Genomic DNA, 15,405 nt, shown 5'->3' on the forward strand with positions numbered 1-15,405 from the left:
CCCTTTTTTATTGTTGGCCCCAGGACGTTCCTGGCAGGCATAGAGGCAGGAGCAAAGCCTGTGCCAATTCACAAGTCATTGATATGTAAGGATTAATTAATATAAATAAACAAAATGTGTTCATTTAAATGACATGTCTATACTGACATGTCAAAAATCTACACATGGATAATCCGATGAGCATGGCGTTCAGCGTGCAAGACCTCGACTACCTCACGGCCCTGGGCCCGGCGGCGCTCAATGACGGCCCGGTGGCCGCGCTGGAGCACGCGTGGCAGGCTTGCCGGAGTGGCCAGGTCGAACGCCCGGCGGCGGTCCGCCAGGTGATTTGGGATTCATGGCGGCGCAGCGTCGAGGCCGGGATCGACCCGGCAGACAACGCCTACCGCTTTGCCAGCGCCGATACGCTTGCCGCCACCCTGGCCAGCCATCGCGTGCTGATCGCCGCAGCAGCGCAAGTCATGCATGGGCTGCTGGCCTACAACCCGCGCGGCCATATCAATCTCACCGATGCCGATGGCATCACCCTGTATTTCTGTGGGCTGGATATCACCCCCGTTGGCAGTCGCCTGCTCGAGTCGGTCCAGGGCACCAACTGCACCGGCCTGGCGCTGGCCGAGGACCACCTGGTGTACGTGCTGGCCGAGGAAAACTTCGCCAGCGGCCTGCGCCAGCGCCGCATGCACTGCGCCGCGGCGCCGATCAAAAACGCCCAGGGCCAGACGCTGGCCATGCTGACCCTGACCGCCGAACCCGGCTGGTTTCACTTTCATACCCTGGGCACGGTGCAGGCGGCGGCCGAGGCAGTGTCGCGGCAAATGGCCCTGCAAGGGTTGTTGGAAGAACAGCAAACGGTGCTCGAAGTGCTCAACGAAGGCTTGGTGGTGCTGGATGAACGCGGCTGTATCAAGGCCCTCAACCGTTATGCCCGGCAGTTGTTCGGCGTGGGGCTGGAACTGCTTGGCCAGCCGTTCCAGCGCCTGGGCCGCAGTGAATTGAGCGACGCGCTGGGTGAGGCGGTTCGCGATCTCGACTGCACCTTTCACCTGCACAACCGCAGCCAGCTCGCGTGCCTGGTGTCGGTGTGCCCGCTGGAGCAGGGCGGAGTGATCGTGTCCCTGCGTGAAAACCGGCGCATCCGCGAGATTACCCGGCGCATCGTCGGCACCCAGGCGAGCTACACCTTCGACACCATCCAGGGTACCTCGCGGGCCATTCAGGACGCGCTGCACCTGGGCCGCATCGCCAGTCGCAGTGAGTCCACCACGCTGATCCTCGGCGAAAGCGGCACCGGCAAGGAGCTGTTCGCCCAGGCCATCCACAATGCCAGCGACCGCGCCAATGGCCCGTTTGTGGCGGTCAATTGCGGCGCGATCCCACGGGACCTGGTGCAAAGCGAACTGTTTGGCCACGTCGAAGGGGCCTTCACCGGCTCGGCCCGTGGCGGCTCGGCGGGCAAGTTCGAATTGGCGGATGGCGGCACGATTTTTCTCGACGAAATCGGCGACATGTCCTTCGACGCCCAGGTCAGCCTGTTGCGAGTGTTGCAGGAGGGCGAAATCACCCGCGTCGGTGCAAAGAACTCGCGGCAGGTGGACGTGCGCATCATCGCCGCCACCCACCGCAACCTCAGCCAGGCGGTGGCCGAGGGTGCATTCCGTGAAGACCTCTACTACCGTCTCAATGTGCTGAACCTGACCGTGCCGCCCCTGCGCATGCGCCGTGAAGATATCCCGCTGCTGGCGCGACACTTTCTTGCGCGCTGTGCGCGTTCGCTGCGTAAAACGGTGCAGGGCTTTTCCCCGGAAGCGCTGGAAATGCTCTCGGCCTACGCCTGGCCGGGCAATGTGCGTGAGCTGGAAAACAGCGTCGAGCGCGCCACCAACCTGGCGACGGGCGAACTGATCCAGGCGGCCGATCTACCCCTGGAAACCAGACCGCGCGCCACGCTGCGCCACTACGAACCCCAGCCCGCCCAGGACCTGAGCAGCCACGAAATGCACGCCATCGTCGCCGCACTCACCACCACCCGCGGCAACATCCGCCTGGCCGCGCGGCAACTGAACGTGTCGCGGGGTGGGCTGTACAACAAGATGAGCCGGTTTGGCCTGAGTGCCACAGATTTTCGCAGCGCCCTGTAGGCGTGGGCAGGTAAGGATCGATGGCGCGGTCTTTGGCTGAACTGCGGGGCAGCGCACCCTAAGATGCTCCGAACACAGCGCCACCCTGAACGCAGATGTGAACCTTGTGCCTATTGACGTCAGGCTGCTAAGCCCGATCACTGATGAGCAGTGACGGACCGCACATGGGCCACCGATTCCAGCAGCGGCGAGGATTGTCCCAGATGGCCTTGCTGGCCCTTTGCAAACCATGAAAAAACGCTACCCACCGATCGTTCCCGCGCTCTGCGTGGGAATGCCTCCACGGACGCTCTGCGTCCCGCAAGCACCAGCCCTCAAGCCCCCATGTTCTCCGACGTCACGATCTGCGGCGCTATATGCACCCGATGCCGCAGCGGATCAAACCCTTCGCCACTTTGCAATTGCACCAGCAACTGCACCAGTGCGTGCGCTGTCTGCCGGGGCTGTGAGTCCATCACCACATCGATCAGGCCCTGGCTCAGTGCCTGGCGGGACAGCGCGGTGGACTCCTGCAGGATGCTGCACAGCGTCGGGCGCTTGGGCATTTGCGCCAGGGCGTTGATCACGCCGTCGCCGCCACCGCCGACCACGCACAGGCCGCGCAGGTCGGTGTGGCGGGTGAGCAGGTCGAGGGTGGCTTCTTCGGTGATGTCGCAGTTGTCGAGGTTGATCAGCGGCTCAAGCGGCTTGAGACCCGGCGCGTGTTCGGCGAGGTAGCTGTGCAGGCCTTCGACCCGCGCCTGGTGACCGAGGAAACGGTGGCCACCCAACAGGATCCCGACGCTGCCTTTGCGCGCGCCGCAGGTGCGGGCGAGCAGCCAGCCCATGGTGCGTCCGACCACGTGATTGTCCTGGCCGACATAGGGCTCGACGCCGTGTTCATGGATATCCGAAAGCAACGCGACCACCGGCACGCCGGCTGCGCGGATTTGTGCCAGGCAGGCGTTGATCAGCGGATGGGCAAAGCTGACCACCGCGAGCGCATCGCATTGCACGGCGAGTTGCTCGATCTGCGCGACGATGGCGCTGGGTGTGCGGTCGTTGATGTAGTCGAACTGACAGGTCAGGTTGGCCGTGGCGTGGTGCTGCGCGGCGTCGCTGATCGAGTGCGCGAGGTTGGCGTAGAACGCCTGGGCGGTGCCCAGCAGCAGGATGCCGAAGCGGTAGGTGGGACGGCGTTCGCGAATGCGTTGGCCGATCAGTCGCGCGGCGAAATAGCCCACGGCTTCGGCGGCCTGGAACACCTGTTCGGCAGTGTCCGGATTGACCGGCGCGCGCGCGTTCAGGACCCGGTCGACGGTGGCCACACTGAGGCCCGCCTGGGCGGCCACGGTGGCGATGGTCGGGCGTTTATTGTTGTTCATGACAGGCCCCTTGAGCGTCTTGATAGAAAACTATCAAGCCCCGCTGGGCCTGGATGATAGCTTGATAGGGAATGGATTCAAGGCCTTGAGGGTGATTTACCCAGGCTCTATGGTTTCTTTCGCAAGGCACCTGAACACCCACGCTTGCGGAGAACAATAACAATGCCTGGACACACCGCTCACCCCACCCGTCGTGACTACAGCCTGACCGGCCCTGAGGCTGCCCGCGCGGCGGAAAAAGGCCTGGTCTCGGCCAGTTGGTACCAATCGCCGATTTCGCGTAAACGCATGAAAGAATTGATGCAGCGCCGCGACGGCCCGGCCTTGCTCGACACTGCTCTCTGGATCTCGGCGCTGCTGGTCACCGGCTTTGGCGGCTACTGGTTCTGGGGCTCATGGGCCTGCGTACCGTTCTTCATGGCCTACGGCGTGCTCTACGGCACGGCGTCCAACCCGCGCTGGCATGAAACCGGCCACGGTACCGCGTTCAAGACTCGCTGGATGAACGACGCGCTGTACCAGGTGGCGAGCTTCATGTGCATCTTCGAACCCCATGTGTGGCGCTGGAGCCATGCCCGGCATCACACCGACACCATCGTTGTCGGCCGCGACCCGGAGATCGTCGAGCCGCGCCCGCCCAGCCTGTGGATGATGTTTCTCAGCCTGTTCAACCTGCCGCTGGCCTGGAAAACCTTCAGTGGCGTGGCCCGCCATGCCATCGGCCAGATGAGTGCGCAGGAGCAGGACTTCATCCCCGAATCCGAGTGGCCCAAGGTGTTTCGCGCCGCGCGTATCTGGGTCGGCATTTATGCGCTGGTCATTGGCACTGCGCTGTACCTGCACAGCTGGCTGCCGCTGATGCTGGTGGGCCTGCCGAGCCTCTATGGGGCCTGGCTTGGCTACCTGTTCGGCCTCACCCAGCACGTGGGCCTGGCCGAAGATGTGCTGGACCACCGCAGCAACTGCCGCACCATCTACATGAACCGGGTGCTGCGCTTTATCTACATGGACATGAACTACCACCTCGAGCACCACATGTACCCAATGGTGCCGTACCACGCCCTGGCGCAGCTGCATGAAGAGATTCGCGGCGACTGCCCGCCGCCGTACGCGAATATCCTCGAGGCGTACAAAGAGATCCTGCCGACGATCTGGAAGCAGCGCAGCGATCCCACGTACTTCGTGCAACGCCCGATTGGCCAGCGCACCGAGCCCGCCGCCACGACCGCCGTGCATGCAGAAGCCACTGCAGGCTGAGCCCCTTTAAAAAACAAGAGATAATCGCCATGAACGATCAATGGATCGACGTCTGCGCCGTGGGCGAAATAGACGAAGAAGACGTGATGCGCTTCGACCACGGGTCACATACCTATGCGGTGTATCGCTCGGCCGAGAATGAATTTTTCGCCACCGCCGGCCTGTGCACCCACGAAAAAATCCACCTCGCCGATGGCCTGGTGATGGACCACGTGATCGAGTGCCCCAAGCACAACGGGCGTTTCGATTACCGCTCCGGCAAGGCCCTCGGCGCGCCGGTCTGCGTCAATCTCAAGACTTATCCGGTGCGGGTCGAAGCGGGGCGGGTGTTGCTCGCCGTCACGGCCGCAGGATGAACGACGCCCTGATCATCGTCGGCGCCGGCCATGCCGGTGGCCGTGCGGCGCTGACCCTGCGCGAAGAAGGCTACAGCGGGCGCCTGATCCTGATCGGCGATGAAGCGCATTTGCCCTACGAGCGGCCGCCGCTGTCCAAGGGCTTGTTGCAGGGCAGCATCGATCTGGCGGGGTGCAGCCTGTGCGACGAGGCGCGGCTGGCCGAGTTGGACATTGAACACATCGCCGGCAACCCGGTGCGCCAATTGGACCCCGCGCAGCAGCGCCTGCAATTGGCCGACGGCCAGTGGCTGGCCTATGCCGGGTTGCTGCTGGCCATCGGGGGCAGGGCACGCCGCCTGCCCCACGCCCAGGCGAATGTGTTGTACCTGCGCACCCACGATGAAGCGCTGGCCTTGAAAGCCGCGTTGCGCCCTGGCGCTCGGCTGGTGGTGGTCGGAGGTGGCTTTATCGGCCTCGAAGTGGCGGCAACGGCGCGCAGCCTCGGGTGCCACGTCACCTTGCTGGAGGCAGGTCCACGCCTGGCCGGGCGCGTGCTGCCGCCGGTCATCTCTGAAGCCTTGCTGGACGTGCACCGCCTTCACGGCGTGGAGGTGCGCTTGAATGTGGCTCTGGAGTCCATCGACGCTGACGCGGTAGTGCTGGTCGATGGGCAACGGTTGCCCTGCGACCTGGTGGTGGTCGGTATCGGCATGCAGCCCAATATCGAATTGGCTGCAGCGGCGGGCTTGGACGTCGGGCAGGGCATTCGTGTCGACGCACACTTGCGCACCAGCGCGCCGAATGTCTACGCGGCCGGCGATGTCTGCGAGTTTCGTCTGGACGGCCAGTATCAGCGCCAGGAAACCTGGCGCAATGCCGAGGCCCAGGGCCGGCACGCCGCGCTGAACCTGCTGGGACGCGAGCTGGCGTTCGAGTCGCTTCCCGGTTTCTGGTCCGACCAGTACGACTGGGGCTTGCAGACGGTCGGCGTGAGCACCGCGCTGACCGTCAGCCGACCCTTGCCCACGGGCGGCCTGCTGCTGTTCTACCTGGATGCCGAGCACCACCTGCAAGGCGCCTGCGGCTGGGCGCCAGGCAACAGCGTGGCCAAGGACATCAAGCTCTGCGAACGGCTGATCAGTGCACGCATCCCGCTCAACCCGACCAGCCTGGCCGACCCCGACCTGTCGCTTAAACAATTGCTGCGAGGCTGATATGCGCCAATTTCTGGTATTTCAATCGCTTTGGGCCATGCAAACCGAGCCCGGTCCCCTGGAAGCACAGCTGGAGCGCATCGCCGCCGCCGGCTTCGATGGCGTCACCGACCACTACTGGAAAGCCGCGGATGTCGCACGCCTGCACGCCGCCGCCAGCGCCAGCGGCTTGCAGATCGAAGGTCAGTTGTTCCCGCAGACGGTGGATGATCTGGCGGCGGCGCTGGATGTCATCAGCCGTCATGGCTGCCATCACCTGACCCTGCAAGCCGATGTGCGGCCGCGCAGCCAGGCCGAGGCCGCCAGGCTGGTCGAAGGCTGGCAGCGCCTCGCCGAGCAGGTGGACTTTCCGGTGCTGCTGGAAACCCACCGTTATCGCCTCACCAATGACCTGTTGTTCACCCTCGACCTGCTGGCGCAGATGCCCGACCTGAAGCTGCTGGCGGACCTGTCGCACTACGTGGTCGGCCGCGAGTTGCCCGAGCCCGGGGCCGTCGAGGATGATCAACAGATACGCACGATCCTGCGTCACAGCTGGGGCTTCCATGGCCGCGTGGCGAGCAGCGAGCAGGTGCAGGTCTCGCTCGAACTTCCCCAGCATCAAGCGTGGGTCGAGCGGTTTACCGGCTGGTGGCGCTACGGCATCGAGGACTGGCTGGCGCGTCCCGACACCCCGCAGAGCCTGTCTTTCACCTGCGAACTCGGCCCGCCGCCCTATGCGATCACCGGCGCCGACGGTCGCGAGATCAGTGATCGCTGGGCCGAGGCGCTGAAGCTCAAGGCGTTGATTCGCGATGTGTGGCAGGAGTGTCAGAAATGATCTGCTAATCTGCGCGGGTTCACTCTCGCCCTTAGCCTGGATTTGCCCCATGCCGACTTCCTCCGTTCAGCCGCCTCTTGAGCCGCAGTCCGTCTGCCACCCGATCACCAGCAGCGCGATCTTCATGGTCGCCACCGTCACCCCAGGCGGTGAAGACCACGTGCGCGCCTGGTGCGCGGACATCGCCGGGCTGGTGCGTTCGGTGGGCAAGCGGGTGCCGGCGGGCAACTTGACCTGTGTCTGCGGGTTTGGCGCGGATGCCTGGGATCGATTGTTCGGCGCACCACGCCCGGCGGCGCTGCACCCGTTCCGGGAGTTCGGTGTGGAAGGGCGCCTGGCGGTGTCGACGCCCGGCGATATCCTGCTGCATATCCGCGCCGAGCAGATGGACCTGTGCTTTGAACTCGCCACCCACGTGATGGCTGCGCTGGGCGACAGTGTCAAGGTGGTGGATGAAGTCCAGGGGTTCCGCTACTTCGACATGCGCAGCATCATCGGGTTTGTCGACGGCACGGAAAACCCGGTAGGCCGCAAGGCCGTGGGGTTCACCATCGTCGGCGCCGAAGACCCGGAATTCGAGGGCGGCAGCTATGTGCTGGTGCAAAAGTACCTGCACAACATGACGGCCTGGAACGGCCTGACAGTCGAAGCCCAGGAGAAGGTGATCGGGCGCACCAAACTCTCGGATATCGAGTTGGATGAGGAGACCAAGCCGAGCAACTCCCACAGCGCATTGACGGTCATCACCGACAAGAACGGCGAGGAAGTGAAAATCCTGCGTGACAACATGCCCTTCGGCCGCCCGGGTGCCGGTGAGTTCGGCACCTACTTCATTGGCTACGCGCGCTCGCCGGAGCCTCTGGAGTTGATGCTGGAGAACATGTTCGTCGGCCGCCCGGTGGGCAACTATGACCGTTTGCTGGACTTCAGCACGGCGGTCACCGGCGGCCTGTTTTTCGTGCCCTCGGCCGACCTGCTGGAAGAGCTGGCCGACCGAACGATCGGGCAATAGCACGACCCAGGAAGTACGCATCCCAACTGTAGGCGCCGGCAAGCCGGCTACTACAGAAGCGGTTTTAGCTCAGCAAGCCGGTACTGACTGCGACGATCAGGAACACCCCGAGCAACGCGCGGTAAATCACAAACGGCCAGGTGGAGAACCGTTCCAAAAACTTCATCAGGCCCCAGATCGCAAAGAACGCCGAGACGCTGGCCACCACCAGGCCAAAGAGCAGGTGCGGCCAGGCGTGTACGGGCATGTCGGCGTGCAGCAGCACCCACAGCTCTTTCAAGCCGGCAAGGGCGATGGCGGGCAGGCCGAGCAGGAACGAAAAGCGCGCGGCTTCCTCGCGTTTGAAGTTGAGGAACAACGCGGCCGTCAGCGTCGAACCGGAGCGCGACACGCCGGGGATCAGCGCGCCGATCTGCGCAATGCCGACGATCAGTGCATCGCGCAGGCGCATCTGGCTCATGTCGCGGGTATGCCGGGCACGCACTTCGGCCACCGCCAGCAGCACGGCCATCACCACGCAGGAAATGCCGATCACCATCAGCCCGCGCAACGGCGAGTTGCAGGCGTTCAACGTCGAGGACAGGGCCAGGCCGGCAATGCCGATCGGAATGGTCGCCAGCACAATCGCCACCGCCAGCTTGAACCACTGGTTGTCATAGTCGCCCTGGCGCACCGCACCGATGCTGCCGGTGACCACCTGGCGCACATCACGCCAGAAATAACTGACCACCGCCGCCAGCGCCGCCAGCTGCATCGCCGCCGAAAACGCCGAGCCGGGATCCTGCCAGCCGAGCAGGGCGGGCACCACCCGCATGTGGGCGGTGGACGACACCGGCAGCAGCTCGGTAATGCCCTGGATCACGCCCAGGATAAATATCTGCAGGTAATCCAGGGAGGCAAAGCCTACATCCAGGCCGGCGGAACAGACGTTTGTCAAAATGCATGTCCTTGGAGAAAAAGGGGAGGGCTGGCGGAGTTTATTCCAAATGTTTCAAAGTTTTAGGCCGCGCCAGACAAATCCGCATTCGGTTCAGCAAGCAGAAAGGTTAGACAATGTATTGGCCTGGCGAGAGGATTTGTGAACAATGGCGCCCTGCGTTTTTTCACCGAGACCCCCATGCCTGAAACCACTGTTGAACTGATCCAGACCGGGCCCGAAGACGCCGAGCTGATCCGCAATCTCTACCAGTACTACGCCTACGAGTCGTCGGACTGGGAGCAGGAAGACGTCGAGGCCGATGGCCGCTTCTACATCCACGACGAACACCTGACCCGTTACTGGCAGGATCCGCAGTGGAGCGCCAACCTGCTGCTGGTCGATGGCTATATCGCCGGCTTCCTGCTGATCGAAGGCAGTGAGTTGCCGGGCCTCGACGCCCTGGAACTGGCCGACCTGTTTATCCTCAAGCGCTATCGCCGCAAAGGCATTGGCCGCGCCATCGCCACGCAGGTGTTGTGCAGTGGCCACGCCAATTGGCTGGTGCGCTTCTATGACCAGGACGAAGTGTCCCAGGCGTTCTGGCGCACGGTGCTGGATAACCTGCCACGCCCGGTGCAAACCCTTGAGCTGGACGATGACCCGCAACTGGTGAGCTACCTGATTACCCGCGCGGCGCTGCACTGAACACAGGGTTGAACTCAAGGCGGCCAAGCCGCTCCTAGCCTCGTCGGCCACCCTGGCCCTGAATTTCACAAGGATGCGAAATGCTTATGTCTGCTTCGATCAAGTACCTGGCGGCGGCTGCCGCACTGCTGATGCTCGGCGGTTGCGTGACCCTCTCGGGTGACTACAACGTCACGGCCGTCGACGTCTCCGGTGCGCCGATCCCGATGGTCATCACCAGCCACGGCAGTGCCATCTACTCGTCGCGCAACATGTTCTGCCAGAACTTCCCGAAAGCCACGGTGACCATCCGTGACCTCAACACCGGCGAAGAGCTCAAGAACGAAAGTCCTTACCACTGCCGCTAGGGCAGGCGCGGGTTTGCCCCAAAAGAGGCTTCGGCCTCTTTTTTGTTGCCTGGAGAAAAACACCGCTTAATCGACAATGTTTTTATATGCACAAAAAAACATTTACAAGCCGGGCTTGTACTGTGAATATGTCCCGGCGAATTTAAAAAAACAAAAAACATCCGCGGCACTGACCTCAGGCCAGGCCATAACAACAACGACCTAACACAGGCTTGAAGCCGGCTCCTGCCCCAGGCCGGTCTCTTCAGCGAAGGAGAACATCTCCCGTGAATCGCTTACTCAATGGCACGCTGTGCGTCACCCTCGCACTCGGCGCCAGCCTTGCGCAGGCCCAGACCACCTTGCGCGTCGGCTTGAATGCCGACATCCGCAGCACCGAACCGGGCGTCAACCGTGACGAAAACACCGACACGGTGATGCTGCACATCGTCGAAGGCCTGGTGGCCCACCGTGAAGATGCCTCCGTCGGCCCGTTGCTGGCCCGTGAGGTGCAACGCTCCGCTGACGGCATGACCTACACCTTCAAGCTGCGCGACGGCGTGCACTTCCAGAATGGCGCGACCTTGACCGCCGCCGACGTGAAGTGGACCTGGGAGCGCTACCTCGATCCGAAAACCCAGTGGCGCTGCCTGGCCGAATTCGATGGCCGTGGCGGGGCGAAAATCACCGCCATCGACGCGCCGGACCCGCTGACCGTGGTGTTCCACCTCGACCAGCCCAGCGGCCTGTTCCTGGCTTCCATGGCGCGCCCCGATTGCGGCGGCAGCGGCATCCTGCACCGCGATTCGCTGGCGGCGGACGGCAGCTGGAAGGCGCCGATCGGCACCGGCCCGTTCAGCCTCGATGAATGGAAACCCGGCCAATACGTGGTGCTCTCGCGCTTCAAGGACTACAGCCCGCGCGACGAGGCCGGGCCGGATGGCTTTACCGGCAAGAAGACCGCATTGGTCGACGCCGTACGCTTCATGGTGATCCCCGACCCGTCATCGGCCAAGGCCGCGTTGATGTCCAACAACATCGACCTGCTGCCCAATGTCAGCGCCAGCGATGCCCAGGAGTTGAAAACCACGCCGGGTGTGCAGATCTCGTTCAGCCCGATCATGGCGATCTGCGGCTTGCTGTTCCAGACCAACGACCCACTGCTCAAGGACGTGCGCATCCGCCAGGCCATCGCCCATTCCCTGGACTACGGGCAAATGGTCAACGCCCTGTCCAACGGCACCTCGGAGCCGAACAACTCGGCCATCCCCCAGACCAGCCCGTTCTACAGCGCCACCGCCAGGCAGGGTTATCGCTATGACCCGCAGGAAGCCCAGCGCCTGCTCAGCGAGGCCGGCTACCACGGCCAGCCGATCAAGATGATCGTCAACAAACGCTATTCGCAGATGTTCGACATGGGCCTGCTCAGCCAGGCGATGGCGGTGGCCAGCGCCCTGAATATCCAGATGGAAACCCTGGAGTGGGGCACGCAGCTGGAGCGCTACCAGAGCGGCAACTACCAGATGATGGCGTTCTCTTATTCGTCGCGCCTCGACCCGGCCACCAGCTTCGATTCACTGATGGGCGACAAGAGCAAGGAGCCGCGCAAGGTCTGGGACAACCCCCAGGCGCAGGCGGTGCTGCGCGAAGCGGTGCGCGAGAGTGACACGGCCAGGCGCCAGGCGCTGTTCGACCAGTTGCACACGATGATGATCCACGACACGCCGATGGTGATCATCTACAACGGCACGGTCGCCGCAGCGCTGCGGGACAGCGTCAAGGGCTTCCATTCGTGGCCGGTGTCGTCGCCACGGTTGTGGGGCGTCAGCCTCGCTGCCCATTAACGAGGCCTGAGCATGTTGCGTTTTATCCTGCAAAAACTCGGGATGGCGATCCCGACGCTGTTGCTGATTTCGTTGATGGTCTTCGCCTTGATTCGCCTGATCCCGGGCGACCCGGCGCTGCTGATGCTCGGCGATATGGCCGACCCCCAGAGCCTGGCCGAGATGCGCCACACCCTGGGCCTGGATCACTCGTTGGTGACGCAGTTCCTGATCTGGTTCAAGGCGGTGTTGAGCTTTGACCTGGGCTTTTCCATCAGCACCAAGCAGGCGGTGTTGCCGCTGATCCTGGACCGCTTCAGCGTCAGCGCGACCATCGTGCTGGTGGCGGTGTTGTTCGCCACGCTGATCGCGGTGCCCATCGGCCTGATCGCCGCCTGGAAACAGAACACTGCACTCGACCTCGGCCTGGTGTCGGTGGCGACCTTGCTGCTGTCGATCCCCAGCTTCTGGCTCGGCCTGCTGCTGCTGCATGCCTTTGGCATCCAGCTCGGCTGGCTGCCGGTGGTGGGCTACGTCAGTTTCGCCCAGGCGCCGTGGCAGGCGATCAGCTACATGGTGCTGCCGGTGGTGACCCTGACGCTGGTGGAAGTCGGCGCGATCACCCGCATGGCGAGGGCCAGCACCATTGAAGTATTGCGCCTGGAGTACATCGCCCATGCCCGCGCCAAGGGCTTGTCGGAGCGCGCGGTGCTGTGGAAACACGCATTGCCCAACGCCTTCGCCCCGACCTGGACCCTGGTGGGGCTGATCCTCGGCAACCTGCTGGGCGGCATCGCGGTGCTGGAAACCGTGTTCACCCTGCCAGGCATAGGCCGCTTGATGGTGGATGCGATTTTCGCCCGCGACTACCCGGTGCTGCAGGGCTGCCTGTTGCTGATCACCTTTATCTACGTGCTGGTCAACCTGTGTGTGGATCTGCTCTATCCGCTGTTCGATCCAAGGGTGAAGTTATGAGTTCGAGTATTGCCGTGCCCGTGCAGGCCAGGCGTCGACGCGTGTGGGCACCGGCCAATGCCCTGATCGGCGGCGGGCTGCTGGTGGCCTTGATTGCGCTGGCGTTGATGGGCCTGGTGTGGTCACCGTTCGATCCGCTGAAAATCGACCTGATGTCGCGCTTCCAGGCGCCCTCGGTCACGCACTGGCTGGGCACCGACGAGTTCGGTCGCGACGTGTTCAGCCGCCTGTTGATCGGCGCGCGCACCAGCCTGTGGGTGAGCCTGCTGACGGTCAGCGTGGCCGTGCTGGCCGGCACCCTGATCGGCATGCTCGCCGGTTACCTGCGCGGCTGGACCGACCGCGTGCTGATGATGTTCAACGATGCCTTGCTGGCGTTTCCGGGCATTCTCATGGCCCTGGGCATCATGGCGATCATCGGTGCGAGCAAATACGGGATTGTGCTCGCCTTGGGCATCGCCTACACGCCGTCGGTGGTGCGCGTGGTGCGCGGCACCGTGCTGTCCCTGCGCGAGCTGGAGTACATCGAAGCCTCGCGGGTGATCGGCAACTCCGAGCTGTACACCATGCTGCGGCACATCGCGCCGAACTGCCTGGCGCCGTTGTGTGTACTGGCCACCAGCATGTTCGGCTGGGCGCTGCTGTCGGAAAGCGCCTTGAGCTTCCTCGGCCTGGGCGTGCCGCCCCCGGCAGCGACCTGGGGCAACATGCTCGCGAGCAGCCGGCCGTATATCGCCTCGGCGCCGTGGCTGGGTGTGTTCCCCGGGCTGTTTATCTGCCTGACGCTGCTGGCGATCAACCTGTTTGGCGATGCCCTGCGCGATCGTCTCGACCCCCGGATGAGGAAGTGAAGATGTCCGCCAATCCTGTTTTGCTGAACGTCGAACACTTGCAGATCCGAGTGGGCGAACACGGCCCGCTGGCAGTCGACGACCTGAGTTTCAGCATCGCGCCCGGTGAAATCGTCGCGTTGGTGGGCGAGTCCGGCAGCGGCAAGACCATGGCCGCGCGCGCCGCCATCGGCCTGCTGCCGTTGCCCATGCAAGTCTGCGGCGGGCGCCTGGATTTCCAGGGCCGTGACCTGGCCAGCGTCAGCCCCGAGGAGCTGCGCGCGATTCGTGGCGCGAGCATCGGCATGGTGTTCCAGGAGCCGATGGTGTCGCTCAATCCGGCGCTGAAAATCGGCCAGCAGATGAGCGAAGCGCTGAGGCTGCACACCGACCTCGACCCGCCGCAGATCCGCGAGCGTTGCCTGACCATGCTGCGGCGCATCGGCATCAAGGCCGCCGAGCGTTGCCTGGAATCCTATCCGCACCAGTTTTCCGGCGGCATGCGCCAACGCATCATGCTGGCCTCGGTGATGCTGCTGCGTCCGGCGCTGTTGATTGCCGACGAGCCCACCACCGCGCTGGACTGCCTGGCGCAGCTGGACGTGATCGAGCTGATGCTGGAACTGACCCGCGAGCAGGGCACGGCCATTCTGTTTATCAGCCATGACCTGTCCCTGGTCGCCCGTTATGCGCACAAGGTGGTGGTGATGCGTCACGGCCAGGCGGTGGAGCAAGGCACGATTGAAGATATCCTGCTGGCGCCCAAGGCCGAGTACACGCGCCAGTTGCTGGAGGCATTGCCACGGCGCGGCGTGCTGGCGCCATTGCCGGCCAGCAACGGGCCGTTGGTGGAAGTGGACCAGGTGTGCATCGAGCACCCGGGGCCGACCTCGTTCTGGGGCAAACGCCAGCACACCCGTGTGGTGCACTCCGCGAGCCTGGTGATTGCCCCCGGCGAAACCCTGGCGCTGGTGGGCGGCAGCGGCTCGGGCAAGACCACCCTCGGGCGCTCGCTGGTAGGCCTGATCAAACCTTGCGCCGGTGCGATCCGCTTCAAGGGCGTGGACATCCTCAAGGCCGCCAACCGCACGCACCGACTGCAATGCCAGATGATCTTCCAGGACCCGTATTCGTCCCTGAACCCGCGGATGAAAATCGGCGACATCCTCGCCGAACCGCTGCGTCACGAACCCGGCCTCAACGCCGCCCAGCGACGTGAGCGGGTGGCGCAGACCCTCCAGGACATCGGCCTGGGCGCGCAGTTTGTCGAGCGTTTCCCCCATCAGCTCTCCGGCGGCCAGCGCCAGCGCGTCGCCATCGGCCGCGCGCTGGTGCGCCACCCGCAACTGGTGATCGCCGACGAGCCGATTTCGGCGCTGGACATGACTATCCAGAAGCAGATTCTCGAGCTGTTCGAACGCCTGCAGGCGCAGTACGGCTTTGCCTGCCTGTTCATTTCCCATGACCTCGCGGCGGTGGAGCGCATTGCCCATCGGGTGGCGGTGATGCACCAGGGCACTGTGGTGGAAGTGGGTGTGCGCGAACAGATTTTCGACCATCCGCAGCACCCGTACACCCGGCAATTGCTGGCCGCCGCCAGCCCGCTGGAGAAACTGCCGGACGGCGGCTACCGAATACGACCGGCGATTTAACCCCCTGATTTCACCCGGCGTGCAGGCCT

Annotated in this window: 14 protein-coding genes; 12 read left to right on the plus strand and 2 right to left on the minus strand. The window is 63.9% G+C overall.

Annotated elements, in window-relative coordinates:
- Positions 1–176 precede the first annotated feature (176 nt).
- Complete coding sequence (locus tag AC07OJ_RS01080) at positions 177–2,141, plus strand: sigma-54 interaction domain-containing protein (protein WP_495094257.1); 1,965 nt, start codon at positions 177–179, stop codon at positions 2,139–2,141.
- A gap of 314 nt (positions 2,142–2,455) precedes the next feature.
- On the opposite strand, the gene AC07OJ_RS01085 is transcribed toward AC07OJ_RS01080, so the two are convergent.
- The gene (locus tag AC07OJ_RS01085) at positions 2,456–3,505 is read right to left on the minus strand and encodes a LacI family DNA-binding transcriptional regulator (RefSeq protein WP_495093699.1); all 1,050 of its coding nucleotides are present in this window, start codon (positions 3,503–3,505) and stop codon (positions 2,456–2,458) included.
- Between the two features lie 162 nt (positions 3,506–3,667).
- Here AC07OJ_RS01085 and AC07OJ_RS01090 point away from each other — a divergent pair, with 162 nt between their 5' ends.
- Genes AC07OJ_RS01090 through AC07OJ_RS01110 form a run of 5 tightly spaced genes read left to right on the plus strand, consistent with a single transcriptional unit; the run spans position 3,668 to position 8,146 of the window.
- Positions 3,668–4,762 (plus strand): fatty acid desaturase family protein, encoded by a 1,095-nt coding sequence (locus tag AC07OJ_RS01090; protein ID WP_106804393.1) that lies wholly within the window; start codon positions 3,668–3,670, stop codon positions 4,760–4,762.
- 29 nt (positions 4,763–4,791) lie between these two features.
- Positions 4,792–5,118, plus strand: a complete 327-nt coding sequence (locus AC07OJ_RS01095; protein WP_495093700.1) for a MocE family 2Fe-2S type ferredoxin — start codon at positions 4,792–4,794, stop codon at positions 5,116–5,118.
- Positions 5,115–6,314: an NAD(P)/FAD-dependent oxidoreductase gene (locus tag AC07OJ_RS01100; RefSeq protein ID WP_495093701.1), complete on the plus strand. Its 1,200-nt coding sequence runs from the start codon at positions 5,115–5,117 to the stop codon at positions 6,312–6,314. Before AC07OJ_RS01095 ends, AC07OJ_RS01100 begins: the two co-directional genes overlap by 4 nt.
- A 1-nt stretch (position 6,315) precedes the next feature.
- Positions 6,316–7,134 carry a sugar phosphate isomerase/epimerase family protein gene (locus tag AC07OJ_RS01105; protein ID WP_495093702.1) on the plus strand — a complete coding sequence of 273 codons (819 nt, stop codon included), beginning with the start codon at positions 6,316–6,318 and terminating at the stop codon, positions 7,132–7,134.
- 49 nt (positions 7,135–7,183) lie between these two features.
- The gene (locus AC07OJ_RS01110) at positions 7,184–8,146 is read left to right on the plus strand and encodes a Dyp-type peroxidase (RefSeq protein WP_213552558.1); all 963 of its coding nucleotides are present in this window, start codon (positions 7,184–7,186) and stop codon (positions 8,144–8,146) included.
- Positions 8,147–8,210: 64 nt separating this feature from the next.
- Here AC07OJ_RS01110 and AC07OJ_RS01115 read toward each other — a convergent pair whose 3' ends face one another.
- On the minus strand, positions 8,211–9,083 hold the full coding sequence (locus AC07OJ_RS01115; RefSeq protein WP_120448203.1) for an undecaprenyl-diphosphate phosphatase: 873 nt from the start codon (positions 9,081–9,083) through the stop codon (positions 8,211–8,213).
- A 180-nt stretch (positions 9,084–9,263) separates the two neighbouring features.
- Here AC07OJ_RS01115 and AC07OJ_RS01120 point away from each other — a divergent pair, with 180 nt between their 5' ends.
- The 6 genes from AC07OJ_RS01120 (at position 9,264) to AC07OJ_RS01145 (ending at position 15,376) form a co-directional block, all read left to right on the plus strand.
- A complete protein-coding gene (locus AC07OJ_RS01120) occupies positions 9,264–9,770 on the plus strand; it encodes a GNAT family N-acetyltransferase (RefSeq protein ID WP_065906117.1) in 507 nt (168 codons plus the stop codon).
- An 80-nt stretch (positions 9,771–9,850) separates the two neighbouring features.
- Positions 9,851–10,117 (plus strand): hypothetical protein, encoded by a 267-nt coding sequence (locus AC07OJ_RS01125; RefSeq protein ID WP_495093703.1) that lies wholly within the window; start codon positions 9,851–9,853, stop codon positions 10,115–10,117.
- Between the two features lie 266 nt (positions 10,118–10,383).
- Positions 10,384–11,940: an ABC transporter substrate-binding protein gene (locus AC07OJ_RS01130; protein WP_495093704.1), complete on the plus strand. Its 1,557-nt coding sequence runs from the start codon at positions 10,384–10,386 to the stop codon at positions 11,938–11,940.
- Between the two features lie 12 nt (positions 11,941–11,952).
- Positions 11,953–12,894 (plus strand): ABC transporter permease, encoded by a 942-nt coding sequence (locus AC07OJ_RS01135; protein WP_495093705.1) that lies wholly within the window; start codon positions 11,953–11,955, stop codon positions 12,892–12,894.
- Positions 12,891–13,745, plus strand: coding sequence for an ABC transporter permease (locus AC07OJ_RS01140; protein WP_495093706.1), 855 nt, complete (start codon positions 12,891–12,893; stop codon positions 13,743–13,745). The genes AC07OJ_RS01135 and AC07OJ_RS01140 overlap by 4 nt, the downstream gene beginning before the upstream one ends.
- A 2-nt stretch (positions 13,746–13,747) precedes the next feature.
- Entirely contained in the window at positions 13,748–15,376 is a 1,629-nt protein-coding gene (locus AC07OJ_RS01145) for an ABC transporter ATP-binding protein (protein ID WP_495093707.1), read from the plus strand.
- The last annotated feature ends 29 nt before the right edge of the window (positions 15,377–15,405 follow it).

This window comes from Pseudomonas sp. GW821-FHT09C08, assembly GCF_059418125.1.

Excerpts from the sequence above, each read along its gene's own strand:
- AC07OJ_RS01080 (WP_495094257.1), top strand. The coding sequence starts at position 177 with ATGAGCATGGCGTTCAGCGTGCAAGACCTCGACTACCTCACGGCCCTG.
- AC07OJ_RS01085 (WP_495093699.1), bottom strand. The coding sequence starts at position 3,505 with ATGAACAACAATAAACGCCCGACCATCGCCACCGTGGCCGCCCAGGCG.
- AC07OJ_RS01090 (WP_106804393.1), top strand. The coding sequence starts at position 3,668 with ATGCCTGGACACACCGCTCACCCCACCCGTCGTGACTACAGCCTGACC.
- AC07OJ_RS01095 (WP_495093700.1), top strand. The coding sequence starts at position 4,792 with ATGAACGATCAATGGATCGACGTCTGCGCCGTGGGCGAAATAGACGAA.
- AC07OJ_RS01100 (WP_495093701.1), top strand. The coding sequence starts at position 5,115 with ATGAACGACGCCCTGATCATCGTCGGCGCCGGCCATGCCGGTGGCCGT.
- AC07OJ_RS01105 (WP_495093702.1), top strand. The coding sequence starts at position 6,316 with ATGCGCCAATTTCTGGTATTTCAATCGCTTTGGGCCATGCAAACCGAG.
- AC07OJ_RS01110 (WP_213552558.1), top strand. The coding sequence starts at position 7,184 with ATGCCGACTTCCTCCGTTCAGCCGCCTCTTGAGCCGCAGTCCGTCTGC.
- AC07OJ_RS01120 (WP_065906117.1), top strand. The coding sequence starts at position 9,264 with ATGCCTGAAACCACTGTTGAACTGATCCAGACCGGGCCCGAAGACGCC.
- AC07OJ_RS01125 (WP_495093703.1), top strand. The coding sequence starts at position 9,851 with ATGCTTATGTCTGCTTCGATCAAGTACCTGGCGGCGGCTGCCGCACTG.
- AC07OJ_RS01135 (WP_495093705.1), top strand. The coding sequence starts at position 11,953 with ATGTTGCGTTTTATCCTGCAAAAACTCGGGATGGCGATCCCGACGCTG.
- AC07OJ_RS01140 (WP_495093706.1), top strand. The coding sequence starts at position 12,891 with ATGAGTTCGAGTATTGCCGTGCCCGTGCAGGCCAGGCGTCGACGCGTG.
- AC07OJ_RS01145 (WP_495093707.1), top strand. The coding sequence starts at position 13,748 with ATGTCCGCCAATCCTGTTTTGCTGAACGTCGAACACTTGCAGATCCGA.